Source organism: Burkholderia sp. RS01 (assembly GCF_039748055.1).
In the GTDB taxonomy this organism is placed as follows: Bacteria; Actinomycetota; Actinomycetes; order Actinomycetales; family Micrococcaceae; genus Arthrobacter.
On sequence record NZ_JBDLAK010000009.1, the window covers coordinates 132457 to 159145 of the forward strand.

Consider the following 26689-nt stretch of genomic DNA (forward strand, 5'->3'; position numbering starts at 1 on the left):
CACGGGATATAGATGTGCGAGCGACCTGATGCCCTCGTCACGAACCGGCAGTTTTCGCTTCGGTCGGCCGGTGGGCGGCGTCTCAACCGCTGAGTCATCGGCCCACAGTGGATGTCCGGACTGGTCATCGGAGGAGTCGGTGCCGGGGAATTCAGGTCTCGGAAGGGGTTGGTCGTGCACAGGCCCGAGCCTAACGGTTTCCACTCCCGTTTTCATACAACCCATATGAGCCTAGGCTTTGAGGCGGCAGTCGTTCAGGGGAGCGGCTGCCGTTCGCCGACGCTAACGGGACCGTCGGCGAGAACGTAGTCCCGCCGTCGTCGTTGAATCCGTTCCTGTCGGCCTGGCGAAGGTATCCTGGCGCCCTTTCTCCGATTGCACCTTGCGCAGGCGGCGACGAAGTTCTGCAGGCTGGTGGATCCGCCCTTGGACCACGGATAGAAATGGTCGCCGTGTTCGGCAGCCCGCGAGCAACGGCGCCGGAACGCTGCCTCCATCTCACACAGGCCAGCGGCGCGGGCCATGCCCTCGCGGCGCTGCTGGCGGGTGAAGCGCCTTATCGGGTCCCGGCGTCGGACGTCTTGGCTGTGGAGGATGGCGGCAACGATGAGCAGGACGACAAGAAACGCGCCGGGCAGGGCGACCGCGGCCAGAACGCTGTCCAACATCCCGCGCAGGACCTCGGTTGCGGCGGAGATCCCGGTCCCTGACACGGACACCGCTTTCGGCTTTGGCAGGAGCGCCTGGATCACCGAGATGCTTAGCCACACCAGCACGGCTGAGTATGTCAATCGCAGCGCCTGCCGACCCCAATAAATGCGTTTCAGTTCCACCATGATGCTTCCCCCATCGTTCTTCAGCTTCAGAGGAGCGTACCGCTCAAACATCGACGGAACCCACAGCCGAGCGAACTCGGATGGGGTTTCGAGGGTGTCGACAGGTTCTACTTGGCGACCCGGCACGCCGTCCTGGATCGCGAAGGAGGCCTTCGTGCTGACGGGGGATCCCGGCGTCGTGACGTAGTCCAGGACCCTGAAGTCAGCTGTCATCGCGTCCTTGGTGAGGCGCGTGTTCACGTAGCAGCGGTTGTCGTTGTAGAACTTCAGGTGCGGGTTCCAGGGCATCACCGGATCCACCGTGGTGCCGGTGCCGTTGCCGGTGGAGGTGATGGATGTCCAGACCAGTTCGGAGCCGACCACGGGGGAGGCGGGGTCCCTGTAGTCCACCTTGACGTCGTTGGCCCAGTTGCGTTGCACGTCGCCGGCGACCAGGACGTTGCGGACGTTTGCGTCCACCCAGCCCTGGGTGATGTGGCGGAGACCTGCTGGCCCGGATGTCCCAGCGCTGGGACAAGTTCTGGAAGCCGTTCAGCAGCGCGGTTATGGTGCGGTCGTTGGCGAGGCGTTCGGTGACGTTCTTTTCCGGGATCTCGTCCGCCGAGTTGTTGTCCACTTTGTGGTCATCCCAGACCACCAGCCACGGTGCGATCGCGTGCGGGGCCTGTAGGTCGGCGTTGGGACAAATCCAGATACCGGGGTCTCAAGGATTGTCGTGGCGTTGGTCGAGGGGATCACAAGCCGGCAGGTGCTATGGCGAAACCCGAAGTTGTCACAGCCAAGTGCAATAGTGACCCAAGGGAGAACAAGAAGTTCACCCGGAAAGTGCAGTTGTCGTAGTGGGGGACAAGACCATGAACGCAGGATTCGCCGTCGTCGATGTGGAAACGACAGGACTCTTTCCGGGGAGCCATCGCATTGCCGAGATCGCTGTGGTGCACGTAGAACCAGACGGCACCGTCAGTAATCGCTGGGAAACTCTGGTGAATCCGCAGCGCGACTTGGGACCACAGCATATCCATGGCATTCGGGCTGCCGACATCCTGCATGCACCCGTTTTCGGTGACATCGCTCATGATGTGATGGAGCTGTTGGCCGGCCGTGTACTGGTCGCGCACAACGTGCACTTCGACTACCGCTTCGTCTCACACGAAATGGGCCGCGCGGGATTGGAATTGCCGTTCGAAGTCCACGACTGCATGTGCACGATGAAGCTTGCCCGCCAGTATCTGCCTGGCGCAGGCCGTTCCTTGAAGGACTGCTGCGACAGCTTCGGGCTGGATTTGAGAAACGCGCACTCGGCCGGTGATGACGCTGAGGCGGCTGCACATGTCCTGAGCAACTACATCCGTATGGATGGGGAGAACCCTGAATGGTTCTCGGCCTTGGATAGGGCTTACTTCGCTTCGTGGCCGGCTGTGAACCCAAAACGTTTGCCGCAGGCGTTTCGACGTTCCGGAAATGAGCCCCAAGCGCACTTCTTGGAGCGGCTGGTGAAACGACTGCCGGATGTTGCGGGCCCTGATGAACACAGCGCATATCTTGCAACACTTGACAGGGCACTCTTGGACCGGCAAATTTCGGCGTCGGAGGCGGATGGGCTTGTGAAACTTGCCGATTCGCTGGGCATAAGCCGAAGCATTGCTGAACAGCTACACGTCACGTACATGATCGCCATGCTGGCGGCAGCGTGGGATGACGGAGTCATTACTGACGAGGAGGCAGCTGACCTTCGGATTGTCGGCGAGCTCCTTGACATCAGCCCAGAGTCCGTTGCTCAGGGACTCGCCGCGCCCGTCGTCGGGCAGGACGAACAAACGGGCGCGGCAGTGCAATCTCTCAAATTGGCCGCGGGTGACAAAGTCGTTCTGACGGGTGAGATGTCTCGTGATCGTGATGACATCGAAGCAGACCTGCGCGCTGCGGGGTTTGTCCCTCATCCGGCGATCACCAAAGCCGTCAAGCTTTTGGTTGCGGCAGATCCGGACAGCCTGTCCGGCAAAGCGAAGAAGGCACGCGGCTATGGAATTCCGGTAGTTGGTGAGGGCTACCTGCCAAAGTTACTGGGGAAGTAGCAGGCCTGTTCTTAGCGACTTCCGCCGGGGGCCCGGGACGTTCTTCTTCCCGACTTCTCCCGGCCATGAAAGGGCGCGTTCCCTCTGCCGACGGCTGTCGAGGTCCTCGCTCAAAGCGTCAGACTGGATCGTCGGTACCTTGCTTTATCCTTCAAGCTAAGTGCCCGCCATTTGCCGGGGTTGGGGGATGTGCCAGGGCACACTACTCTGAGCTGAGTTGATGGTCGGCAGTCGCCGAAGATGGGGGAACACAATGGGGCATTCCAACCGTGAGTACGTCGGCCGTGCTCTGGACACTGTGGCGAGCAGGCTGGGCTCATATATTGAGTCCGTCTTGGCACCACTCGCGCCGGGTGTGGCTTGGCCCAGGATTCTAGAGCATAAGGACGCCACCGCAGGTAGAACTGCGAGCAATTACTCACCCCAGGATTTGAGCGTCCAGCTCCGGACGATGACGGAACCCCTGGGATCCCTTGGTTATCCTTTCAACCTCGCCCACGACGCCCGCAGCTATGCATCCGAGCTCCGCCAGACCCGTAATCTCTGGGCCCATAACGAGGCATTCGACGACGCAGACACCTACCGCGCGCTCGATACTGCTGGGAGGCTAGCCAAGCACTTGGAGCTAACCGGCGCAGCGCAAGAACTTAGCGTTCTTCTCGACGAATTCAAGACGCGCGGAGAAGTCGTCTTAGTCCCCGCAGCCACAGAGACGACCGTTGGAAGCGAAGTTGATCAGCCCGTCGGCCAGCCCGACGCGGAAAACCACAAGCTCCTGCAGCATGCGGTCAGCGTCGAGATCACGGCAGCGGAGTCGCTCAGCTACGCCATGGTGCATAACGGTTTCAAATTCGTGCGGCAGATCAAAATCACCAATCCCGGTGTTGAGATCCGCGGCGCCGTCGTTCGGATAGAGGTCCATTCCAGCGCCGGCAAAATTTCAGAAGGCTTCCAGCAATACGTGGATCTTGCGGCTGGCCAGGCCATGGTCCTAGACGACGTTGACGTGCATGTGTCCGCCACGACCATGTATGAACTCAACGACAAACAGCCAGGGCGCGTACTGGTAACGATCGAGTCCGCTGCCGCCGGCGCGGAAGCCGCCGAAATCGGCAAGGGAGAAGCGAGTCTGCAGCTCCTCCCGGCCCAGCTCTGGATCGCGGGCAAGGGACTCGTCTCGTACGAATTCCTGGCAGCCTTCGTCCAGCCACATCATCCAGCTATTGCCAAGCTTGTCTCCGAAGCCGCTGATGCCCTTGGAAAAGCTACTGGCCGGAGCAGCTTGGACGGCTACACAGAAGGCGCAGAGCGCGTGGACGAAATTGTCTTCGCTCTGGCCCAGGCAGCCAGCCAACGCGACATCCGGTACAGCATGCCACCCGCCAGCTGGGGCTTGCAGGGCCAGCAGGTACGCACACCAGCCCAGGTTCTTGAGGGCCGCTTAGGCACCTGTCTCGACACCACCGTGGTGATGGCAGCAGCGCTGGAGTTCTGCGGAATCGCGCCGCTCCTGTGGGTTGTGGACGGGCACGCCTTCCTCGGATACTGGCGCGAAGAAATGACGTTGCCAACAGCCGCCTCTGACGACGCCCTCGAACTCGTTAGCCTTGTCCAGCGCGGCTTCATTGGCTTGGTCGAGACCACCATGCTTACCGGCAGCCACCCGATCACGCCGGCACTGCTCCGGAGCAGCCCTGAAGCCGACTACATCGAAACGGGCCAGGACAAGATCCAAGCCGTCACCGACGTCCGGCGGGCGCGATTGGATGGAATTTATCCTTTACCCGCGCGCACAACCAACGAGACCGGGGCGCTCATAGTCACAAACTACATCCCGGAAGCCAAGACAGCGCCAGTAGTACCCGAAAAACACGGCCGGGGAGCGGCGCCCGGCCGTCCGACGTCGAGCGTTCCGCCCCGGGTTACCCAGTGGAAGAACGCCCTCCTTGATCTCAGCCTCCGCAACCGACTGATCAACTTCACGGACACAGCCCGTTTCCCGCTCGCAGTTCCCAGCTCATGGCTGGGCAGGTTTGAAGACCTCATCAACAACGGCACTCCCGTCAGCCTTCTCCCGGCCAACCAGCTCAGCGCCATCCATCAGGAACGCGGGATCCGGTTCGGCAGAGACCTTCCTCAGGACGAACTGATCGCCTTGCTGAGCTCGAAGAAGGCCGTGTTTGCAGAGGTCACTGAGGACGCCTACAACGCCAAGATGCGTGGCCTGGCGTACAAAGCGAAAACCCAGCTGGAGGAGACCGGCGCCAACAACCTTTACCTGGCCTTGGGAAGCCTTCTCTGGGAACTCGATGGCCGCACCCTGCGCTCGCCGCTGGTGCTGGTACCCGTGAACCTGACCTCCGCCGGCAGGCAGGGCCTCTATCGGGTCACCCTTGACGAGACGGGTCAGTCAACGCCGAATTACTGCCTGCTGGAGAAGCTGTCCCAAGCGCAAGGGCTCAAGATTCCAGGGCTGTCCGAACCGGCAGAAGACGGTTCCGGTATTGACCTCGACGCCGCCTTCCATGCCGTCAGGGAAGCCGTCTCCGCCAAGGGCCTCGCTTTCCGGGTGGAGAACACAGCTGATCTGTCCATGCTGCAGTTCGCAAAGTTCCGGCTCTGGAAAGACCTGGACGAGAGCTGGGAGCAGTTCGGGAAAAACCGTCTCGTTCACCACCTCATCAGCAGCCCTACCGAGATCTTCCAGGATCCCTTGAAAGCAGCTGAGGAGCCTGACCTCGACGCTCTTGCCGCGACATGCCCGATCCCCGCGGACTCATCCCAGCTGCAGGCCGTCGCCTCCGCCGTCGCGGGCCAGACGTTTGTGCTGGAAGGACCTCCAGGAACAGGCAAGTCCCAGACCATCACCAACCTACTGACGCGAGCCATCGTCGAAGGCAAACGAGTCCTCTTCGTTGCTGAAAAACGGGCAGCCCTTGATGTCGTCCAGAAGCGTCTCGAAGAGGTGGGCATGGGGCCCTTCTCCCTTGACCTGCACGACAAGGGAAGCAAACCGGCCATGGTCCGCGCCCAGATCAAGCATGCGCTGGAACTCAGCCTCAGTTCTGATCAGCAGCGGCTGGACACTGCCTCCACGGACCTGGCGGCTGCACGCAGGGGACTCATTCGCTACGCCGGCCACCTCCATGAGGAGAACGGGGCTCAACTGTCGCTCTACAGCGCCCGCACGAAGACCCTGACTTTCGAACCCGGCGACCCTACGCTCCCGCTGACTACGCAGTTCACGTCCACTGCCAATGACACGGTCCTCGAGCCGGTGCGTGCATTGCTTCGTGAGCTGCCCGAATTCACCGACCGGGCCCGGCCAGCCAAGAACCATCCGTGGCGCTTCATCGCGACTGCACCGGATGGGGTTGACGCCCCTCGGATTACGGATGCAGGCCGTCGCATCGATGCAGCGCTCGACGCCATCCGTTCAGTTGATGACTTGCTTTCAGTTGCGGCGTCGGCGACGTCCTCCTCGGAGCTTCGCGTCCTTGCTGCCCTCCTTGAAGACCGCAGTGTCCCAGTTGGGACACTGGACGACGTTAGGTCCGGTAAGTGGTCAGCCGGAGCGCAGCACCTTGAAAACTTGGTGGCAGCGTTCGCCGCTGTGAATCATCCCGGTTTAGACAAAGTCCGGCCGGAAGCCATGGATCTGCCTCTGCCGGAGATTCTCGGACGCGCCGAGCAGGCCGCGGCCAGCGGCTTCTTCGGCCGCAGGAAAAGGCTGCTTGCGGTGGCCGCCGAGCTCGACGCCGTCATGCACCCGGGTGCCGAGATCCGGCCGAAGGAGCTGGTACCGTTGCTGCAGAATCTCGCAAATACGCAGCATCAGATCCGTGGTCTCCAAGCCGAGGCACATGGCATCCCCGGTGTGGCTGTCCCAGAGGGCTGGAACCCTCTGACTGAGCCTGCCAAGGAGGCTCTCAACCGCAGGCTCGGCTGGTTGCGGTGGGCAGCGCAGGCTGTCCAACCAAGCGCCGGTAACGGGGCCCCGTTTCAGACCCGGCTGCGCGGGTTCCTCGAAACTGGCCGACCGGTGCATGAAAACGTGATCGCGTGGCTGTACGAGCTGGCCGCTGCGTGGGATGCACTCACCGAAATTCCTGCCGTTGACGCCACTGAGCTGGAGCGGTGGACAGGAGCCATTCCATTCCTGGAAGTCTGGGCGAGCACTCGTGGTGCACGTGCCCTCGACGCCACAGGATCCCGCAGCATGGACCGGTGGCTTGAGCTGCTGCACCACGTGGAGCCGCTGCGATCATTGGGCCTCCCCGACGTCCGGGCGGCGATACTGGATGGTGGGTTGGAAGCCGATGACGCAGCCACGGCATTCGAGCGCGGACTCGCCGAGAGCTCTCTTGAAGAACGGAAGCTGGCGACGGGTCTGCAGGACTTCGACGCCAGTTCTCACGAACGCACCATCGACCGCTTCACGACGCGAGCCACGCTGGTACGGGACCTTCTGAAGCGGAACCTGGCCGCCGGCGTCGTAAATTCCCGGCAAGTATCCTCAGCCTCGACGTCCGGCCGTATGGGGGAGCTCCAACGACAGCTGACCAGACAACGCGGTGGCCTCACCGTCCGCAAGCTCATGGAAGGCTATGCGGACCTGATCACACAGATCATGCCTTGCACGCTCGTCAGCCCTGATTCGGTGGCGCGTTTCTTCCCGGCGCGAGCGGATCTCTTCGACATCGTGGTGTTTGACGAGGCCTCGCAGATCCGTGTCGCAGATGCCGTCGGCGCCATGGGGCGCGGCGCGTCAGTGGTGGTCGTGGGTGACAGCAAGCAGATGCCGCCCACGTCATTTGCAGAGTCGTCCAGCGATTCTCTGGACGACGTGGAGAGCGAGATCACCGCAGTCGAGGATATGGAATCGATTCTCTCCGAGTGTGTCGAGGCGCGGGTCCCGCGGCAGTGGCTTTCCTGGCACTACCGCAGCCAGGATGAGTCCTTAATTGCGTTCAGCAACCAGCAGTACTACGACAGTAAACTCTCATCGTTCCCGGGCCCGTCGCATGGCGCACCCAACCCGAGGATAGACGGTCACGGCGTTAACTTTGTGCGCGTCGACGGCCAGTTCCATCGCTCGGGACCCTCCAAAGTGCTTCGCACCAACCCTGTTGAGGCGGCCGCCATCGTGGAGGAGGTGCGGAAGCACTTCAACGGTGCCAGCCACTCGCCGTCGGTTGGCGTAGTCACCTTCAACCTGCAGCAGCGGGCGTTGATTGAGGGGCTCCTCCGAGACACGGACGACGCACGGATTATCAAGGCTCTCGACGAAGATCCCGAGGGACTGTTCGTCAAAAACCTCGAAAACGTCCAGGGCGACGAGCGCGACGTCATCCTCTTCTCGACGGGCTTCAGCAAGAACGACAGGGGCTACCTTCCGCTCAACTTTGGCCCGCTGAACCGTGCAGGGGGAGAGCGCCGGCTCAACGTGGCCGTGACGCGTGCACGCCGGCAGGTGATTGTGTTTTCCAGCTTCAGCCCTTCAGAGCTGCGAGCCGAGGATACGAGTTCCGTGGGTATAAAGCACCTGCGCTCCTACCTGGATCTCGCCGAGCAGGGGACGGGCGCCCTGCCCCATGACGGACGCCGGAGCCCTGCGGTGGACCTTCACCGTGAAGAGATCGCCGACGCGCTCCGGGACCGCGGCTTTATTGTTGCCACTGACGTGGGATTGTCCGACTTCAAAGTGGACATCAGTGTGGCTACGCAGGATGCGCCTGGCAGCCCGCTGATGGCGGTCTTGCTGGACAGCCCTGCTTGGGCCGCGCGGCGAACAGCTGGAGACCGGGACGGGCTGCCTGGCGATGTCCTGACGCGGATGATGCGATGGCCTGCGGTTGAACGTGTGTGGCTGCCGGCGTGGATTGGCGACAAAGAGGCGGTGCTGGACAAGCTGGAGGCCGCATTTACTAAGGCAGCCGACAGCTCGACTAGCAATGCATTCGAGTATGAGGCTGGCGGGGACGAAGTGCTTTCGGCTGACGTGGTTCCCGATGTCCCTGTTTCGTCGCAGTCTGAAGGTGTTCCAGCGGCCTACTCGGCCGTTAGCGGGGGACTGCTTCGGAACGCGGCTGAGGGGCACCGGACGCCTGATGATGGCGCTGCGGAAGTTGCCCGCACAGGCTACAAGCCCTGGCTCGTAAGGAACTTCGGAAGCATTGACATATTGGACAACCTGCAGTCCCGAAGGTCTGTCGCGGCCGTCCGGGAGGCCATGCTGTCCGTCGTGGAGGCTGAGGGGCCGATCCATGTTGAGCGTCTGGCAAAGCTCACCTGCGCTGCCTTCAACCTCAACAAGGTGAACGCGCAGCGGATGAACTCGGTACTGCAGCTACTTGACCGCAGCGCCCACCACCGGGACGCTGACGGATTCGTATGGGACGCCACGATTGACAAGGCGTCATGGGAAGAGTTCCGTCCCAACGGCCCTGAAGTGGTCCGCAAGCCCGAGCACATCAGCGTCGTCGAGCTCCGCAACGCCATGGTCGAAATCGTGCGTCCCTCCGGCGGCATCTCGGTGGACGAACTTCACCGAGACACTATCCGGGTCTTCGGGGGCAAACGGCTGACGGCTGGCGTCACCGCGCGGCTGAACGAAGGCCTGCAGTACGGCGTGGACACGGAACGCATGGAACTGCGCGGCGAGTTGGTGCACCTTGCGGGGTAGCTCAAGCGAGCCGCATCGGCTTCCTGACCACGGACGAAGGTAGAGTCCGGTGGGCTGGCGGGTATCGGGCGTTGTAATTGCGTGGATTGCGTTCAGTATCGCCTTTCAGCAATCTTTGCTGGCAGTTGCCTTGGCATGTTTGGCCGGGTGGCTCTTCGGGCGCGGACGGGAACGGGCGATGTCTGCGGCTCTGCAGGTCGCCCCTGAGGATGTCCAGCGGTTGGAAAGGGCGAAGCCTTCAGCGCCCACGCCCGGCCCAGTATCGCCGCCAAGAGCAACCGTGCCGACGGCAGTGGCAACAGGCATCGAGGCGCCGAAGACCGAAGACTCCCCAGAGGCCCCGCAGCGGTTGGACAAACCGGTACATCAAGTGCCGCAGCCGCGTTCCTCGGATGGCCCAACAAGGCCGAGCGCCCCGGCTATCGTGACGAGAACCGCGACCAATGACTCTGGCGCCAGGCTCCTCGACCCCTATGCCGGAACTGAACGTCGCTGGACTCGGAGTGAGCAGGTGCAGCTTCTGGATCACTATGAGCGAGGACTCGACATACCCGGGATTGCCGCAGAAATCCGGATAGATCAGAAAGAAGTAGCCATTCGGCTCATTCGATTGCTGCTATCCCCTTCTGGAAACATCGAGGACGAAAGCGGCTGTCCCCGGCACGGCAAAAAATACGCCGCAGACGAAGTTCGCAAAATCGAAGATCTTCACAAAGGTGGCCTCAGGCTCCGCTCCATTGCGAATGAGGTCGAACGAACGCAGCTCGGAGTTGGGTGGAAGCTATTGAACCTCCATGTGCCGAGCGTTCCTGTAACTCTGCGAGGGAACCTCCGCTCCGACAACATGAACTGATTTTGGCGGTGTGGCCGGTCACGGTTCGTCTGCGTTTTACACCAACAGGCGTACCTGAGCGCCTGTGTTCAGTGTTATTTCTTCCGTGCCTTCTTAATGATCTCCGCTGTTTTGCGGTAGGCCTCCTTGGCCTCGGGGCTTGTGGCGGCACGATACATTTTCTTACCGTCTTCAATCAGTCTCTTCGCTTTGGCTTGCGTATCCGGGTCCTTGGCCAGGGAGTAAAGCTTGGCTCCGCCAGCCTTTGCTTTGACCTTCGTGTCTTTCAGTAGTGCTGCAGCTTTGTTTACTTTTTCAGCCATGGGTAACTCCGCATGTTCCTTTTTCATCAATTGAGGTTAGCGCTGCATGAGAATTTGCGATCGCGTTTAGCTGGCGTCACCGTTGCGGGAATCTGTTACCTCTATCTCATCAAGACCAGCCTCCGCGGGCTCCAGCTTTTCCGAACCGTTGGTCCTCTTCGACTCGATCTGGCCAGCGACGCGGATAACAGCATCTCCACTAACCTTCGCGATGCCCACCGGCACGGCTCGGGCTCCTGAGGACACCGCAGTCGTAGTGGTTTTAGCGAAGTCCGTCAGTGACTTGCGCCACGATTCCCGTTCCACTTCACCGGTGGTCAGGCCGTCCAAACCGTAAATCTGCGCGAAGACCCCTATCAGCGCCGCAGCGCGCTCCGCAGAGTCCAGCAGCATCCTGCTTTTCTGCGGGCTGCGGACCCGATTGAAGTCACTCACATTAGCTGCTGCGGTCAAGGCATCAACCAGCTCCTGGATCCTGCCGGTGACAGCAACGGATCGATTGGCTATAGCTGACCGGATGGCAGCAGCATGTGCCTCAACTGCGTCGGGATCATGCTGACGCACGTGGACAAGTTCGAGGGTCTCGAGCCGCTGTTGGTTTGCCTGGGCCGCTGCAAGGACAACGAGCCACGAGCGCAGCTCTTTGGTCGCAATAGTCTCCGCAGCGGCGGCCTTTTCCGCCAGCGACTTGGTGTTGAGCGACTGCGTCATGGTATCGATCTGGGCCAGGGCATGAGAGCTTGCCTGAGCCAGGGACGTGGCGTGGCCCGCAATCTGAGACCATGCTGTTTCGCTGATTTTTCCCGTCGCCTCATAGAGCTCGAATGCGCGGGTCAGGACCACCGTAAGGCCCTGCACGTCCCCCAGCGCTTTGGCTCTGTTGTCGTCCAGCAGCCGATCCAGTTTGACGTCCATGGCTTCCGCCAGATCTTCCAACTGGGCAACTGCGCTCCTCAACGCCATGGTTGCCGTCAACGTAGCGAGGTTCGCCATGGCCACCGGGTTGATGCCACCCGTGGTGAACTGTGCAAACGAATCGATGCGGCCCATGGAACCGCGAAAGACTCCGCTGAAAAAGCCATCCTGGGACAGATTGAACTGGGCAAGTTCTGCCAGCCTGCGGGTGGACTCCGGTGTGAGCTGCACCCAGCTTCCATCTAGGGCGTTTACTACTGCGGCCATCCCCGTCGCCTGAGCCAAGAGGTCAGCAGATCCTTGCCCCAAACGACTTGCCCGCGTGCTGTCAACGTCCATCTTTGCCATTAGAGATTCCAGGAGGGCACGGTCACCAGTCAGGACGGCTGCGTCGCCGGAGACATGGATGCCAACTTCAGTCGTTTCGCTCATGTGAGCATTCTGGCACAGCCAGCAGACCACGACGGCAAGCCGGTAACAAGCCGGGAGAATGACGTCGACTTGAACGCGCGGAGGAAGCTTTTTTGCGATCCACGGAGGTGCGGATCCGCTCTGTTCGTAAGACCGTTCGCGCGTTTTGATGGGAGGGATTAGTCGGCTAGCCCTGACGACACTTTATCCTCGGCGTGCACACGCCATTCGATTCGAGCACACGCGTTACAATAAGGCTGCATTAGCCCACCCGGCACCCGCCGGACGGGCGAAAAATCGGAACGGCTCCAAGGCGTTTCACGGGGGATGAGGGGCCGATGATCGGCAAGCTTTTGAAGGGTTTCGCGCTGGTTGTGGTTGGTGCGCTCGCGGCGGTGACGCTAACCGGGCTCGGTGTCGTGAACATGTTCGGGGCCAACCCGTTTAAGGTGAGCCAGACCGACCGGAACCAGCCCGTTCTTCTGAAATCGGTACAGGAGCTGAGTCAGTACCACGCCGCGGTCGGCAACTTTGAGCTGGTGCTCGACATAAAGGACGACGTCGCGTGGATGCCCGACATTATCGCCGGACAGCGGACGCTGTTCGTCGCGGCGGGCACCGTCAACACCTACGTCGACCTGTCCGGCCTCGCCGATAAGGATCTGACGCTATCCCCGGACGGTAAGTCGGTGACTGTGCGGCTGCCCGAGCCGAAACTCGACAAGCCCAACCTCAATTTTGATCGGACATATATTTACCACCAGGACCGCGGCATTGTGGATCGGATCGCTGATGCCTTTGAGTCCCCCGCCCAAACAGAGTTCTACCAACTCGCCGAAACGAAAATGACGGCGGCCGCGGAGGAGTCGGAGCTTCGGAAGCAGGCTGCCGAGAATACGCGAGCGATGCTGACCGGCATGTTCGGCTCGCTCGGAATCCAGGTCACGTTCCTCGACAATTAGTCCGCCTAGGCCGCATTGAACTTGTGGGTTCTTGTTCCACCCCTCACGGAACACTCGATGGTCACGCGTCCACCGACTTGATCGCGATCGGGACAACCGGAGCCTTCCAAGTAGACGAACCAAGGCCGGTGGAAGCGGTGATCGGCCACGGACTAGGGCTTTGTGGGTGCGCGCCTAATCGCGGCAGTTTACGATCTTCCGGCTTGATATGCGGCCATAGTTGAGCTGCTGCCTCAACCAAGCCGTCACAATGGCTCAGTTTCGACCGTCACCGACAGAGGGTTCTAGCTCCAGCCGGAACACCCAAAGCAGAACGTTCTCGCCGGGCACGTACCAGTCACGGGCCGGCACCCTCTGGAAGCCCAGGGATCTGTAAAGAGCGTGTGCCCGTTCCATCAACGTCGCACTCGTAATGCTGATCGCCCTAATGGCCGGCAGTGATTGCGCGTGTTCGATGACCTGACGAACAACAGCACGCCCAACCCCGCCGCCCTGAACGGCAGGATCAACCGCGAGCATCCGAAACTCGAGCTCATTTTCTATCGCGATCTCGCTGTACGGCTGCCCCGCGAAGGTAAGCGTCACCGCAGCGACCACCGTCCCGGAGGCTTCCGCCACCCACACATGGGCATGCTCCGCCCGGTGTTCCACGTTGTCCAGCACACTCATGTACGGGTGGTCGCTGGTGAAGTGTCCGGCTTGGAGGTACGCCTCCCGAGTAATTCTCCGGACCTCTGAATAGTCATCGGGCGTTGCCGGCCTGAAAACCAGATTCACATCCCAGTAACCCCGGCTTCAGCCACCCGGGCAACGTACTCCTCCAGCGGAGCGAGTGCCGGCTGCGATGAAGGATCACCCACCGCATCCGCCCCCACAGCGTTAGCCACGGCCAGCGCCGCGGAGTAGTCGAGCCCCGCCCGAAGCGCCAAAACCAGCGCAGCGCAGAACGCATCGCCCGCGCCAATGGTGTTCGCCACCGCCACGGCAGCAGCAGGTGCCTCTGCCACCTTCCGGCCGCGCTCGAACATTGCCGAGCCGTCCTTCCCGTACGTCACCGCCACGAGCCTCGCGTCCGCCAGAGCCGGGATCAGCTCGTACTCGGTCTCGTTGACGATCACCAGATCGCAGCGCTCGAGCAGCTCCGCCGGCAGGTCCATGGCAGGTGCGGCGTTCAGGACAAAGAACCCGTAGGAGCGCCGTGCCGCCTCCAGCACCACCGACAGACCAACCTCAAGCTGGCACAGCACCGTCTCGTCGGCAGAGAACTCCACGCCCTCCAACGAAAACGCAGAGTTCGCCCCCGGGCACACCACGATCTGGTTCTCGCCGTCGCGGTCCACCACGATCAGCGCGGTGCCCGTCGTGTCGCCGTCGAGCACTGCCACATCGGCGGTGTCCACGCCGGCCCCAGAAAGAGACTCCAGCATCAGGCGGCCCTGGGCGTCGTCGCCCACCGCGCCGATCATCCTGGCACTCCCGCCCAGGCGCGCGGCGGCCACGGCCTGGTTTGCTCCCTTGCCGCCCGGCTGCTGGTGCAGAATTCCGCCGCCGATGGTTTCGCCGGCGGTGGGAAGCCGGTCCGTGGTGGCGATGATGTCGAGGTTGATGCTGCCGACGACGGTGACGGCAGGAAGTCGAGTGCTCATGGGAAGTCCTATCGGGTGAAGCCAGAGGCGGCTGGATTAGGAAATAGTGTACGTCATGGTTGTACTTGTTCGTCATACATGGTTGTATAACAACTCACATCCCAAAGGCAGGACCCCGCCTGCAGAACAAAGGAGTTTGATGTGAACAGCCCAACCCCGGTCACCACCTCGCCGCCAGCCGCCGTCGGCAACGAAGCAAACGCGGACCAGCCGCAAATCGCCGGCCGCCGCGCCGCCCTCCTCATTACTACGCTGCTGCTCGGCGTGCTGTCCTTCCAGCTCAACGCCAGCATGGTCACCCCGGCACTGCCCCAGATCGCCGCCAGCTTCGGCCTGGGCGCCGACAGCGCCGCCCCCGTGCAGTCCATGTTCTTCCTCGCCGGCGCCATCGCCGGCCCGGTGATCGGGCGGTGGAGCGACTTCATCGGCCGCCGCGCCGCCCTGCTGCTGGTCCTCGGCATCATGGGCGCCGGCACCCTTCTCTGCATCGCCGCCCCCACACTGCCACTGCTCGTCGCCGGCAGGTTCCTCCAGGGCGTGTCCAGCGCCGTCTTCGCGCTCGCGTACATCGTCCTCAGCGAGAATCTGCACGCCCGCCTCTTCGGCACCTCCGTGGGGATCATCGCCGCCATCAACGGCGGGATCGGCGGCGTCGACGGCTACGTCGGCGGCCTCATGGCCGAGACCCTCGGCTTCCGGTCCATCTTCGTCGTCGTGCTGGTGCTGACCGCCGTCGCCGCCGGCTGCATCCTCAAGACCGTCCCGAAGGGACGGCCCCAGGGCGTCCGCGGCGCCATGGACTGGTGGGGAGCGGGCTCGCTCTCGGTGTTACTCGTCTTCATCACCTACTTCGTCTCCGGCGGATCGGCCGCCGGCTGGACCGCCCCCAGCACCCTGGCCCTGCTGGCCGGCACCGTCACGTCCTTCGCCGCCTTCTGGATGATCGAGAAGAAGCGCAGCCACCCGCTCATCGCCGTCCACCACCTGCGCTCCCGCCAGGTCTGGCCCGTCATCGCCACCACCGTCCTGACCCTGGCCGGCATCTTCGCCGTCATCAACTTCACGGTAGTGCTGCTCAGCCAGGACATCCACGAGGGCTTCGGGTTCAGCGCGTCCGTCTCCGCCCTGCTGTTCCTGACCCCGGCCGCGCTCATCGGCGTCTTCGCGGCACCGCTCGCCGGCTGGCTCGCCGACCGCCGCGGCTGGATCAAGACCCTCCGCGCCGGCACCGGGCTGAGCCTGGCCTGCGCCATCGCCGCCGCCACGTTCGCCGACAACCAGGTGGCCGTGATGATCGCCGTCGCATCCCTCGGCATCTTCTACAACGGCTTCTTCCTCACCGCCATCAACGGGCTCTCCGTCCTGCTCTCGCCCAAGGAGGCCCCCGCCGCCCTGCCCGGCATCAACGGTGCCTCCTTCGGTATCGGCGCGAGCCTCGGCGTCGTGCTTGTGGCACCGTTCGCCGCCCAGGCCACCTCCGCCGGCTACGCCACCGCGCTTTGGATCTCGGTGGCCATCACGGCGGCGGCGTTCATCGTCAGCCTCTTCGTCGCCGCCCCCAAGGGCGAATCCCTCTGACACCCCACCCCAAACCAAGCACCAACGAAACGAGAACCACCGCAATGACCACGCCCACCAGCCACCCGTTCTACCTCGACTGCGACACCGGGATCGACGACGCCCTCGCCCTGGCCTACCTGCTCGCCTCCCCGCAGGCGGACGTGCGGGGGATCGGCACCGTCAGCGGCAACGTCAGTGCCGCCGTCGGCGCCCGGAACACCCTGGACCTGCTCCAGCTCGCCGGGCACGCGCACATCCCCGTCGCGCTCGGCGCCCACGACCCGCAGGCCGGCACGTTCCGCGGCGGCGCGCCGCACGTCCACGGCGCCAACGGCATCGGCGAGGTTTCGCTGGAGGCGGCCTCTGTTGAGCTCGCGTCCGAGACCGCGGCGGAGATGCTGGTGCGGCTCGCCCACGAGCACCCCGGCACCCTCCGGATCCTCGCCATCGGCCCGCTCACCAACATCGCCGAGGCGCTGCGCTTGGACCCGGAGCTGCCCCGGCTGGTGGAGGAGATCACCATCATGGGCGGGGCCGCGCTGGCCCCCGGCAACATCACGGCGGCGGCGGAGGCGAACATCGCCAACGACCCCGAGGCCGCCGCGGATGTCCTCGCCGCCGACTGGAACATCACCATGGTGCCGCTGGACGTGACCATGTCCAACGTGCTGGAGGAAAGCCACCGGCAGGAGCTGCTGGCCGCCAGCCACCCGGTTCCGCAGGCGCTGGGGGAGATGCTCGGCCACTACTTCCGGTTCTACGAGGGCATCTTCGGCCGGGCCTGCTCGGCCATGCACGACCCCCTCGCCGCGGCGCTCGCGGTGGGCGGCGTCAAAGCCGCCGCCGCCCCGGCGGTGCGTGTCGCCGTCGACACCACTTTTGGGCCGGGCCGCGGCCAGACCGTCTGCGACCTCCGCGGACTCTACCTGGACTACCCGGAGCAGCCCGGCGCCCGCTGCCGGGTGGTGCTGGCGCTCGACGGCGACTTCGCCCCGCACCTGGTGGAGACGCTGCTTTCGTTCTCTGAAAGTACGACGGCGGCGCTCGCCTCCGCGGTCACGTCACCGGCCTGAGCATGTTGTCCGAGGCGAAGCCCCGGCATGCCTGGTCGTGCAGGCGCCCCGCCAGTACGTGCGGGGCGCCTGCTTTGGTACCAACGCTGACGCTTATGCCGGTGCGCCCACGAGGTGGCCGGCCGTGAGGGGCAGGCGCTGCCCGTTGATCTGTTCTGCCTCCAGGCCGAAGATCCGCTGCACAGCGTCGGCAAGGACACTGACATCGGTGAAGCCCGGAAATTTCCGTTCCGGCTGGGCTGCGCGCATCCGGTCATCGACCAGAGCCTTGACGACGAAGACCAGGGCGGCCGAGTGCTGAGCGGAGAGGGGGCTTTCGTTTCCTCCCTGCAGGTGCCGGAATCCGTCGGCCACGGCCAGCGTCCATGCCTCGGCGGCGGACTTGACGGCGGCATAGGCGGCGCCGTCCGCTGTGGGCGAGGAAGCGGACTGTGCGGAAACGATGGCCAGGCGACCCACAGGGGAGGCAGCCAAGTCATCGTAAAACGCGCGGCTGGTGTTCCTCAGGGTGGTGAGGACGCTGGTGTGGAGGAAGTCCCAGTCTTCATCCGTCTGGCCTTTGATGCCGGTACCGCCTCGCCACCCTCCTACAAGGTGGATAAGGCCGTCCACGGGACCCAGATCGTTGCGGACCGACGTCGCCAAGTCCTCAACGGCCTGCAGGTCCGCGAGGTTGCAGACATAGCCCGTGACGTTGCCGTACGCTGCCGAGAGTTCCTGCACCCGGTCCTCAAGAATGTCCACGGCGGCCACGCGTGCCCCTGCTTGCGAGAGGGTGCGGACTACCGCGACGCCGGCTGCGCTTGTCGAACCGGCGACGACGACCGTACGCCCAGAGAGGTCCTGGCTCATGCGCCTACCTCGCCCTCAGTCTTCACAGGGCTCTGACCGGTGATCCCGGCAGTTGATTCAATGACGGCGGACATCTTCTTCTCCAGTGCTTCGTAGAACATCGACAGGGGGAATTCGTCATCAAGGATCTGGTCCGTCAGACCCCGGGGAGGGCCTTCGAGCGGAAGGGCCTCCGGTCCCTTGGCCCACACGGAGGCCGGGTGGGGGGTGAGGGTTTCCGAGACGAGCTCGTAGGCAGCCAGCCAGTGTGCGGTCTTCGGCCGGTCGATTGAACGCCAGTAGAGTTCCTCGATGCGGAGACCCAGTTCGACCACCACGCCGGCGACGTCCTTCCAGTCGATGCTCAACTTCCCATCGGTCCAGTGCAGGACCCGGTGCTGGTGCATCCAGGCGAACAGCAACTGGCCGCCCACGGCGTCGTAGTTACGGACCCGGTTCCCGGTAATCGCGAAGCGGAAAATGCGGTCGAAGATCACGGCGTACTGGACCAGCTTGGCGTGCTTGCGGGCGTCCTCGGACGCCGTTTCGTCCCGCTCGATGAGGACTGATTCGCGGAAGGCGGTCAGGTCACAGCGGAGCTCCTCCAGGGAGTACAGGAAATACGGCATCCGCTGCTTGATCATGAACGGATCAAAGGGCAGGTCACCGCGCATGTGGGTCCGGTCATGGATCAGATCCCACATCACGAAGGTCTTCTCCGTGAGGTGCTGGTCATCGATGAATTCCGCGGCGTCGGCCGGCAGGTCCAGGGAAGTGATGCCGGCAGCAGCTTTTAGGACGCGACGGAACCGGGCAGCTTCGCGGTCCGCGAAGATGCCTCCCCAGGTGAAGGAGGGGGTGCTCCGGACCGCCACGCTCTCGGGGAAGAGAACTGCTGAATTCGTGTCATAGCCGGGCGTGAAATCGACGAAGCTGATGGGGACGAACAGCTTGTTGGAGTAGTTGGCTGCCTCCAGTTCAGCGACGAAAGACGGCCAGATGACCTCGATGAGGACGGCCTCGAAGTAGCGGTTGGTGCTGCCGTTCTGCGTGTACATGGGGAACACAACCAGGTGCGGCAGCCCATCGATGCGCCACTGCTCGGGGTGGAAGGCTACCAATGAGTCGAGGAAATCCGGCACGGCGAAGCCCTCGGACGCCCACCGCTGGAAGTCCTGCACGAGCAGTTCAAGGTAGTCCGAGTCGTGGGGGAGGTGGGGGCGCAGGTCATTGATTGAGTCAGTAATGATGCCGACATTCTGGCGGGCGTGGTCATGGTCAGCGGGTTCCGGAACGGAACCGTCCTGCACTTGAACCTGCTGCAGTCCGATGACGGCTGCCTTCAGAGCCTGCCATGCCGGGAGCGCCTTGAGGTCTTCTGCCCGGGTGGTTGTCACTTCCGGGTTTGCGATTACAGACATGCTGGTTCCTTCCGATGAGGGGATTCCTGAAGAAGCTAGCAGTGCGTAAGAATCCGTGAAGGGTTATTTGCTCATGCATTAGAAATACTTTTGCTGGTGGCTGTCTCTTCGCTGCTATGCCTTCGCTGGGCCTTAAGGTCGGGGGTCTTTAGGGCATCCCAGAAACGGCGCATCTCGATTGAATAAGCCGGGGCTCCAGCGTTGTTCGGGCGGCTCGCGGACACCCCTGGCATCATTCGGCTAACGGCAGCCGCCTGCCATAGCAGATCGTCAGACCTGCTTACCTACCGGGCACGATCAAATCAGCAACCCTTAGGCTCAAATCGAGTAACCCATGCCCATGCGTAAGGACTTGACCCGTGGGGCGTGCAACATTCGCCACGCCAAAGGTCGCTCCCTTCACGTGTGTTAGCTTGATCACCATCCTTCCCGGACCGGGGCTCCGGAAGGCTTTAATCCACCGCAGCTACCTTTTCGGAGGCACCATGGGACTTGGCTCCCACACGCAAATAAGTGATCGGGCTATTGCTCCCGGCACCACCCCTGAAACCGCTCTTTGCTCCGGTTCAGGACTGATTCTTAGCTCCCTTGGCGGTGTTGCATGACACCAATGAGCGGAACTTCCGTAGACATCAAACCCGATGAAACAGCCCTACAGGGGTCCTCTATTGCGATAGGGGCAGATCGCGCCTCCGGCGAAACCGGCAACGAACTCAAGCGCGGGCTAAGCAGCCGCCACCTGCAGATGATCGCTATCGGCGGTGCTATCGGTACCGGGCTGTTCGTGGCCTCGGGCAGCACCATTTCCCAGGCGGGTCCCGGCGGTGCGTTGCTCGCCTACGCGCTGGTCGGGCTGATGGTATTCCTGTTGATGCAGTCACTGGGCGAGATGGCGGCCAAGATTCCGGTCGCCGGTTCTTTCCAGTCCTTTGCCACCCGTTTCGTCTCCCCGTCCTTTGGGTTCGCGATCGGCTGGAACTATTGGTTCAACTGGGCCATCACAGTGGCCGCCGAGCTGGTCGCGGCCGGAATCATCATGGACTTCTGGTTCCCGGGGGTCCCAGGATGGGTGTGGGCCGGGATCTTCCTGCTGGTGTTGACCGGGCTCAATGCCCTCTCGGCGAAGTCCTTTGGTGAGTCGGAGTTCTGGCTCTCCCTGATCAAGGTCAGCGCAGTGGTGCTCTTCCTGATCGCCGGCGTGCTGATGATTTTCGGCATCCTCGGGGATAACTCTCCGGGACTGAGCAACTGGGAAAACCGCGATGACGTGTTCCATGGGGGTTGGGTCTCGATCATCTCGGTCTTCATGGTTGCCGGGTTCTCCTTCCAGGGCACCGAGCTCGTGGGAGTCGCCGCAGGCGAAGCCAAGAACCCGCGTCGCGAAGTGCCGAAGGCTATCCGCACTGTCTTCTGGCGCATCATGCTTTTCTACATTGGTGCCATCTTTATCATCGGCTGCCTGATCCCGTTCAGCGATCCGAGCCTGCTGGCCTCCGGCGAGTCCGATATTGCAGCATCGCCGTTTACCCTGGTCTTCTCGCGCGCCGGAATCGCCTTCGCAGCGGCCTTGATGAACGCCGTGATCCTGACCGCCATCCTGTCCGCGGGCAACTCCGGACTGTATGCCTCCACCCGGATGCTCTACGCCATGGCCCACGACGGCATGGCCCCGAAGATCTTCGGCCGAACCAATGGGCGTGGTGTGCCGATCCCGGCGTTGATGGCGACCGCGGCCGTGGGACTCTTCGGGTTCCTCTCCGCGATCGTCGGTCAGGGTGCAGCCTACTCCTGGCTGCTGAACATGTCAGGCCTATGCGGCTTCATCGTCTGGGCGGGAATCGCGGTCTCCCACTACCGTTTCAGGCGCGGCTTCCTGGCCCAGGGAAACAAGGTCAGCGACCTGCCATACAAAGCATCGCTGTTCCCCATTGGCCCACTGCTGGCGTTCGCCCTGCTGATACTGGTCATCGCGGGACAGAACTACGAGGCTGTGCTTGCCGGACGGACCATGGAGGTGCTTTCCTCCTACATCGGGTTGCCAGTCTTCATCGTTCTATGGCTGGCCCACCGCTTCATCACCAAGTCCAAAGTGGTGCCGCTGCTCGAGATGGATCTCACGGCACCTAAGGACCTCGAGGACGAACCGAGGGGCGGCACCCAGTAACCATGCTGCGCTGGCGGGTCTGTCAGAAAAACGGTGGGTCTGGCCTGGCTTGTGGTTAGTTGATTCTGCCCTCGAATGCGATCGCGAACGCGTTCAAAGCCGGTTTCCACCTCGTGGCCCATCGTGCGTGGCCCTGCCCTGTGGGGTCAAGGGACCGGGTCACGAGGTAGAGGCATTTCAGCGCCGCGGCATCGTTCGGGAAATGGCCCCTCGCCCGCACCGCGCGCCGGTAGCGGGCGTTGAGGGATTCGATCGCGTTGGTCGCATAGATCACCCGGCGGATTTCGGAGATGTCGCGGGGGTCATAGCGGATCGTTAAGGTGTGTCCGACGAACGGGGCGAGTGTTGGGGCGAGATAGCGCTGGCCTTGGAAGTGGATGCCGTCGCGTTGCACCGTGCGGTGTTTGGGCACGGTGAGCAGTAGGCCGTCGAGCAGTTCGAGGCTGTCGGGCAACCGGGGAAGCAAGCCGTCGGAGACCCAGGCGTCCCGAGGAGAATGCCCGAGTTCCTGGTGGGGTCTTTCGTTGTAGGTGGCAATGAATGTGCCAATGGCTTGGTCTAGCCGGGGAAGGTCGAGGGAGGGTTGTGGTTTGCGGCTCCCGGGGCCGAGGTGGCCGGGGAGCGAGGCTAAAAAATCGGTGTTGACGGTGCCGAAGAAGCGCGTGCGTTCGATGTGGTTGCTGGTGAAGTCAGAGCCGTGGTCCACGTGCAGGATGTCGGGAATGCCGCACATCGCCCAGGCGGGATCACTCTTCCGCCAGACGGCCTGCCGCAGTGAGAGTGCGGTGTTGAGGGCTGAGGGAGCACCGGTAAAGACCATGTAGCCGCAGATTGCCCTGGAATGATCGTCCGTAACAGTGGTCAGCCAAGGCCGGTCCGGTTTCCCGTTCAATCCCATGATGAGGATGTCACCAGCACTAAGTACGGGTACTCTCTCGGGCGGCAAGAGCGTGCTGATGTCGGTACAACGTTGCCCGGCTCCAGCCCACCAGGCGAGCCGCGTCTTCGGCCGTACGCCCCTTCGCCCTTGGGTCCGGCGCTGACAGCTTGTCTGCGATAACAATCGGATCGGAGGCTGGCCTGCCAAAGCGCGTCCCGTTCTGTCTAGCAGCGACAATACCGGCATTGACGCGCGCGCATGTGGTGTCTCCGGGCGCAGGTGGGTGGGATGGTGCTCAGGGCCTGACGTAGGCCCAGCCTTGCCACTGGCGTTTCGTCAGGTGCGCCACTGCTGCTGGAACAGTGCCGATGCGAACGGCAAGGTCAGCTGTTTCCAGTCCTGCTGAGCGCAGGCTGTTTGCACACGCGAGAATTTCTACGCCGAGTTGCCGGATATTGGTGATCGCCTCTTTGATCGGCGAGTGTCTGGTGAGCAGTCGGACACCTGCGCCTTGAACGACCACTTCGATCGCCGGGCCGTGCTTAAGTGCCGCTCGGGCATTGGCTGAACTGCGCAGCACGCCGGCCAGTGATTCCGCATCAAGCGGACCGGCTGCATGGAGGAGCCGGCCCGGATCATTCGGTCCTGGTGATGACATGGGTGAGCCCTCGTTGGCGGTCATGGTTGTCCGTGTCAGCTGTTTAGTGCTGCGAGGGTGTTCCGGAGGCGGGTACCGGCGTCGTCGGCGATTTCCTTGACGGCAGGAGCAGCGCTGAGCTGGACCATGGTCTGTGGGTCGATGGCCTCGATGGTGGTGACTCCTGCATCCTGGCCGCGGCGTACGACGACATTACAGGGCAGGAGTGCTCCAATCTCGGGTTCGGCGGCAAGGGCGCGGCTGGCCAGTGCGGGGTTACAGGCACCGAGGATGACGTAGTCACCGACGGCGTCAGCGGCTTCGACACCCAGTTTGGCTTCGAACGTGGACCGGACGTCGATTTCGGTGAGGACCCCGAATCCCTGGGCTGCCAAGGCCTCCCGGGTGCGCTTCACGGCTTCGTCCCATGGAAGATCGATGGTCGTGCTGAGCGTGTACGTCATGGTTCTCCTTTGGGGGCTGAAACGGGGGTCTGGTCAGGCAAGGGAGAGGAAGAGCTTCTCCAGGTCCTTCTTGTCCATGGTGGCGTCCTTTTGGACGATGCACTGCTCAAGGCCCGTAGCGATGATGGCGAAGCCGGCCCGGTCAAGGGCTTTGGACACGGCCGCCAGCTGGGTGACTACGTCTTTGCAGTCCCGCCCTTCCTCGAGCATCCGGGTGACAGCGGCGAGCTGGCCCTGGGCGCGCTTGAGGCGGTTGATCACGGGCGTGAGTTCGGTTGGGTTCAATTCCATAGGGGTTCTCCATCGATGGGGTGCTGCCCTCAACCATATACCCCCACGGGTGTTTTGACTACCCCGGGGGGTATCTGTAATACTCGGTGGGGTATCCACCCGACCCCTTCCGAGAGGCCACTTATGACTTCCCCCTCCAAAGCCACCGTCGCCGTTACGGCACTCGCCCCCGAAACCCTCCAGACCTGGATCACTGAACACCAGGACCTCGTCGTCATCGACGTGCGTTCCGCTGCCGAATTCGAATCCATGCACATCCGCGGCTCCTACAACGTGCCGCTGCCGCTGCTGTCCGAGCACACCGACGAGCTCGCCGCCCGGCTGGGCTCCCGCGTGGTCCTGGTCTGCCAGTCCGGCGTGCGCGCCGAGCAGGCCCGGCAGCGCATGGCCACCGTGGGCCTCGACACCGCCTACGTGCTCACCGGCGGCGTTCCCGGCTTCGCTGCTGCCGGCGGCGACGTGGTCAAGGGCAAGGGCCGCTGGGACCTGGAGCGCCAGGTCCGCCTGGCCGCAGGCTCCCTGGTGATGCTGGGCCTGGCCGGGGGCAGGTTCGTTTCCCCAAAGGTCCGGATGTTGGCCGGCGCCATCGGCGCCGGGCTGACGTTCTCCGCGGCGACCAACACCTGCGCCATGGGCAATGCCCTCTCTGCCATGCCGTGGAACAAGGCCGCCAAGGAACTTACCCGCGAAAGCGCCATCCTGCAGCTTCCTCTGCAGACGGCCACAGAGGACGCCGCGGCATGATCCCGGCCCTGGGTCTGGGGCTCGTCGTCGGCATCGTCCTGGGCGTAGTGGGCGGCGGCGGGTCCATCATCGCCGTTCCAGCCCTGGTCTACGGCGTCGGGATGAGCGCTGCCCAGGCCATTCCTACCTCGCTGCTGGTCGTGGGCATATCCTCGCTGGCAGCCCTGATCCCCAGGATCCGCGAGGGCCTGAACTGGCCGGTGATAGCACTGGTGGGAGGTGCCGGCGTCCCTGCAGCCTGGGCTGGTGCGGCCGTAGGCAAGCTGCTGGATCCCAACATCCTGATGCTGGTATTTGCGGTGATCATGGTGGCCGCGGGCATCCGCATGCTCATGAAGACCCGCGAAACCGAGGGATCCTGCAGCACCGGGCCGGGCAGGGCCTTCCGGTCCTGCGCCCCGAAGGCCGTGGGGGTGGGCCTGCTCGTCGGGTTCCTCACCGGACTGCTCGGCGTGGGCGGCGGCTTCCTCATCACCCCCGCGCTGACCATCTTGCTGGGGCTGCGCATGAAGCAGGCCGTTGGGACCTCGCTGGCAATCATCGTCGTCAACTCCGCGGCGGGGTTCAGCGCCCACGCCGCCGGCTACACCATCGACTGGGCCACCACGCTGGCGTTCGCGGTACCGGCCATCGTGGGATCGGTCGTTGCCGCCCGGTTTGCCCGCCGCCTCAAGGACAAACACATCCGCATCTCTTTCGCGGTACTCATCTTTGCCGTCGCGGCATGGGTCACCGCCGGCGCCGTTACCGCCTGACCCATCCACAGAGGAGAACACCAAGGGACTGATCGATTCCCTCAAGAAGGCCTTCAGCAAGCCCTACAAGACCATCTCCGTGGCGCAGGCCATGGAACTCCTGGGTTCCGGGGCCACGCTCATCGACGTCAGGTCAGCCCAGGAATGGCGGACCGGCCGCGCGCCGCAGGCCACGCACGTCCCACTTGATCGGCTGCAGACAAGCACCGCCGGCATCCAGAGAACCCGCCCGGTGATCGCCGTCTGCGCCTCCGGCGTACGCTCCGCCTCAGCAGCCCGGTTCCTGGCCGCCAAGGGTTACGACGCCTACTCGGTGCGCGGCGGCATGGCCGCCTGGCGCCAAGCCGGCGAACCCGTCCGCTGAGCAAGCACCCACACCTGGACAAGGACCTCCCCACCAGCCGAAAACCACTTCGAAGGAGAACCATCATGGCTGAAATCACCATCACCGAAGCCGAACAGCGCCGCTCCACCGCCCGGATCCTCGACGTCCGAGAGGACTTCGAAGTCGCGGAGGGCATGATCCCCGGCGCCCTGCACATCCCGATGGGCCAGCTGCAGGCGCGCCTGGGCGAGCTGGACCCTGCCATCCCCGTGATCGCCGTATGCCGCAGCGGCAACCGCAGCGCCGCCGTCGCCGATGCCCTCAACGGCGCCGGCTACAAAGCGGACACCATGGCCGGCGGCATGACCGCCTGGACCCGCGCCGGACTCCCCACCACCTAGCCCCCGCCGCAGGGCAACCACACAACCCGCCCGAAAGGACACGACAGATCATGGCAACCATCGACATCACCGGCCAATCCTTCGCCCAGACCCTGGAGGACAACCACATCGTCTTTGTCGACTTCTGGGCAGCCTGGTGCGGGCCCTGCCGCATGTTCGCCCCCACTTACGGCGCCGCAGCAGAGCGCCACCCGGACATTACCTTCGCCAAGGTGGATACCGAAGCCGAGCAGGCCCTCGCTGCCGCAGCGAACATCACGTCCATCCCCACCCTGATGGCCTTCAAGGACAAGACCCTGGTCTTCTCCCAGCCCGGCGCCCTGAACGCCACGGGCCTGGAGGAAGTCATCCAGGCCGTGAAAAACCTGGACCCGGACAAACTCCGCGCCGAGGCCGGCCACCAGCACGCCTGACCGGCCCCGGCCGCCGCGCCCAAATGACCTTGGCGGCAGTCCCCT

Annotated in this window: 21 protein-coding genes and 3 pseudogenes; 11 read left to right on the forward strand and 13 right to left on the reverse strand. The window is 63.3% G+C overall.

Annotation, left to right across the window (positions count from 1 at the left end):
- Nucleotides 1–254: 254 nt before the first annotated feature.
- The 3 genes and pseudogenes from ABFP37_RS10550 to ABFP37_RS10560 all read right to left on the reverse strand — a co-directional run.
- On the reverse strand, nucleotides 255–1049 hold the full coding sequence (locus ABFP37_RS10550; RefSeq protein WP_347033580.1) for an HNH endonuclease: 795 nt from the start codon (nucleotides 1047–1049) through the stop codon (nucleotides 255–257).
- Nucleotides 1047–1313: pseudogene (locus tag ABFP37_RS10555) on the reverse strand (alkaline phosphatase D family protein); the annotation flags it as partial. The pseudogene ABFP37_RS10555 and the gene ABFP37_RS10550, both read right to left, overlap by 3 nt.
- 73 nt (nucleotides 1314–1386) lie before the next feature.
- Nucleotides 1387–1530 (reverse strand): annotated as a pseudogene (locus ABFP37_RS10560) (alkaline phosphatase D family protein); the annotation flags it as partial.
- 160 nt (nucleotides 1531–1690) lie between these two features.
- Here ABFP37_RS10560 and ABFP37_RS10565 point away from each other — a divergent pair.
- Together ABFP37_RS10565 and ABFP37_RS10570 are read left to right on the forward strand one after the other, a co-directional pair.
- On the forward strand, nucleotides 1691–2911 hold the full coding sequence (locus ABFP37_RS10565; RefSeq protein ID WP_347033544.1) for an exonuclease domain-containing protein: 1221 nt from the start codon (nucleotides 1691–1693) through the stop codon (nucleotides 2909–2911).
- 253 nt (nucleotides 2912–3164) lie between these two features.
- On the forward strand, nucleotides 3165–9596 hold the full coding sequence (locus tag ABFP37_RS10570) for a DUF4011 domain-containing protein (RefSeq protein ID WP_347033545.1): 6432 nt from the start codon (nucleotides 3165–3167) through the stop codon (nucleotides 9594–9596).
- A 927-nt stretch (nucleotides 9597–10523) separates the two neighbouring features.
- Here the strand turns inward: ABFP37_RS10570 and ABFP37_RS10575 are convergent.
- Nucleotides 10524–10778, reverse strand: a complete 255-nt coding sequence (locus tag ABFP37_RS10575) for a hypothetical protein (protein ID WP_347033546.1) — start codon at nucleotides 10776–10778, stop codon at nucleotides 10524–10526.
- A 39-nt stretch (nucleotides 10779–10817) separates the two neighbouring features.
- On the reverse strand, nucleotides 10818–12098 hold the full coding sequence (locus ABFP37_RS10580; RefSeq protein ID WP_347033547.1) for a hypothetical protein: 1281 nt from the start codon (nucleotides 12096–12098) through the stop codon (nucleotides 10818–10820).
- 317 nt (nucleotides 12099–12415) lie between these two features.
- Here ABFP37_RS10580 and ABFP37_RS10585 point away from each other — a divergent pair, with 317 nt between their 5' ends.
- Nucleotides 12416–13039, forward strand: coding sequence for a DUF4230 domain-containing protein (locus tag ABFP37_RS10585; RefSeq protein ID WP_347033548.1), 624 nt, complete (start codon nucleotides 12416–12418; stop codon nucleotides 13037–13039).
- Nucleotides 13040–13294: 255 nt separating this feature from the next.
- Here ABFP37_RS10585 and ABFP37_RS10590 read toward each other — a convergent pair whose 3' ends face one another.
- Both ABFP37_RS10590 and ABFP37_RS10595 read right to left on the reverse strand, forming a co-directional pair.
- Entirely contained in the window at nucleotides 13295–13708 is a 414-nt protein-coding gene (locus ABFP37_RS10590) for a GNAT family N-acetyltransferase (protein ID WP_347033549.1), read from the reverse strand.
- Nucleotides 13709–13812: 104 nt separating this feature from the next.
- Nucleotides 13813–14685 (reverse strand): ribokinase, encoded by an 873-nt coding sequence (locus ABFP37_RS10595; RefSeq protein ID WP_347033550.1) that lies wholly within the window; start codon nucleotides 14683–14685, stop codon nucleotides 13813–13815.
- A 141-nt stretch (nucleotides 14686–14826) separates the two neighbouring features.
- Here ABFP37_RS10595 and ABFP37_RS10600 point away from each other — a divergent pair, with 141 nt between their 5' ends.
- Both ABFP37_RS10600 and ABFP37_RS10605 read left to right on the forward strand, forming a co-directional pair.
- Nucleotides 14827–16263 carry an MFS transporter gene (locus tag ABFP37_RS10600; protein ID WP_347033551.1) on the forward strand — a complete coding sequence of 479 codons (1437 nt, stop codon included), beginning with the start codon at nucleotides 14827–14829 and terminating at the stop codon, nucleotides 16261–16263.
- A gap of 44 nt (nucleotides 16264–16307) precedes the next feature.
- Entirely contained in the window at nucleotides 16308–17318 is a 1011-nt protein-coding gene (locus tag ABFP37_RS10605; protein ID WP_347033552.1) for a nucleoside hydrolase, read from the forward strand.
- 93 nt (nucleotides 17319–17411) lie between these two features.
- Here the strand turns inward: ABFP37_RS10605 and ABFP37_RS10610 are convergent, their stop codons facing one another.
- The gene (locus ABFP37_RS10610; protein WP_347033553.1) at nucleotides 17412–18170 is read right to left on the reverse strand and encodes an SDR family NAD(P)-dependent oxidoreductase; all 759 of its coding nucleotides are present in this window, start codon (nucleotides 18168–18170) and stop codon (nucleotides 17412–17414) included.
- Nucleotides 18167–19570 (reverse strand): DUF6421 family protein, encoded by a 1404-nt coding sequence (locus tag ABFP37_RS10615; RefSeq protein WP_347033554.1) that lies wholly within the window; start codon nucleotides 19568–19570, stop codon nucleotides 18167–18169. The genes ABFP37_RS10610 and ABFP37_RS10615 overlap by 4 nt, the downstream gene beginning before the upstream one ends.
- A gap of 610 nt (nucleotides 19571–20180) precedes the next feature.
- Here ABFP37_RS10615 and ABFP37_RS10620 point away from each other — a divergent pair.
- A complete protein-coding gene (locus ABFP37_RS10620; protein WP_347033555.1) occupies nucleotides 20181–21734 on the forward strand; it encodes an amino acid permease in 1554 nt (517 codons plus the stop codon).
- Nucleotides 21735–21789: 55 nt separating this feature from the next.
- On the opposite strand, the pseudogene ABFP37_RS10625 reads toward ABFP37_RS10620, so the two are convergent.
- The 4 genes and pseudogenes from ABFP37_RS10625 to ABFP37_RS10640 form a co-directional block, all read right to left on the reverse strand.
- A pseudogene (locus ABFP37_RS10625) lies at nucleotides 21790–22644 on the reverse strand (Mu transposase C-terminal domain-containing protein); the annotation flags it as partial.
- A gap of 265 nt (nucleotides 22645–22909) precedes the next feature.
- On the reverse strand, nucleotides 22910–23296 hold the full coding sequence (locus ABFP37_RS10630; RefSeq protein WP_347033556.1) for a DsrE family protein: 387 nt from the start codon (nucleotides 23294–23296) through the stop codon (nucleotides 22910–22912).
- 11 nt (nucleotides 23297–23307) lie between these two features.
- Complete coding sequence (locus tag ABFP37_RS10635) at nucleotides 23308–23715, reverse strand: DUF302 domain-containing protein (protein WP_347033557.1); 408 nt, start codon at nucleotides 23713–23715, stop codon at nucleotides 23308–23310.
- Between the two features lie 33 nt (nucleotides 23716–23748).
- Nucleotides 23749–24006: a metal-sensitive transcriptional regulator gene (locus tag ABFP37_RS10640; RefSeq protein ID WP_062071535.1), complete on the reverse strand. Its 258-nt coding sequence runs from the start codon at nucleotides 24004–24006 to the stop codon at nucleotides 23749–23751.
- Between the two features lie 123 nt (nucleotides 24007–24129).
- Here ABFP37_RS10640 and ABFP37_RS10645 point away from each other — a divergent pair, with 123 nt between their 5' ends.
- From ABFP37_RS10645 to trxA, 5 genes are all read left to right on the forward strand, one after another.
- Nucleotides 24130–24750: a rhodanese-like domain-containing protein gene (locus ABFP37_RS10645; RefSeq protein WP_347033558.1), complete on the forward strand. Its 621-nt coding sequence runs from the start codon at nucleotides 24130–24132 to the stop codon at nucleotides 24748–24750.
- Nucleotides 24747–25505 carry a sulfite exporter TauE/SafE family protein gene (locus ABFP37_RS10650; protein WP_347033559.1) on the forward strand — a complete coding sequence of 253 codons (759 nt, stop codon included), beginning with the start codon at nucleotides 24747–24749 and terminating at the stop codon, nucleotides 25503–25505. Before ABFP37_RS10645 ends, ABFP37_RS10650 begins: the two co-directional genes overlap by 4 nt.
- Complete coding sequence (locus ABFP37_RS10655) at nucleotides 25462–25869, forward strand: rhodanese-like domain-containing protein (RefSeq protein WP_347033560.1); 408 nt, start codon at nucleotides 25462–25464, stop codon at nucleotides 25867–25869. The genes ABFP37_RS10650 and ABFP37_RS10655 overlap by 44 nt, the downstream gene beginning before the upstream one ends.
- 65 nt (nucleotides 25870–25934) lie before the next feature.
- On the forward strand, nucleotides 25935–26231 hold the full coding sequence (locus ABFP37_RS10660; RefSeq protein WP_078027650.1) for a rhodanese-like domain-containing protein: 297 nt from the start codon (nucleotides 25935–25937) through the stop codon (nucleotides 26229–26231).
- Nucleotides 26232–26281: 50 nt separating this feature from the next.
- Complete coding sequence (trxA, locus tag ABFP37_RS10665; protein WP_078027649.1) at nucleotides 26282–26644, forward strand: thioredoxin; 363 nt, start codon at nucleotides 26282–26284, stop codon at nucleotides 26642–26644.
- Nucleotides 26645–26689: the final 45 nt, after the last annotated feature.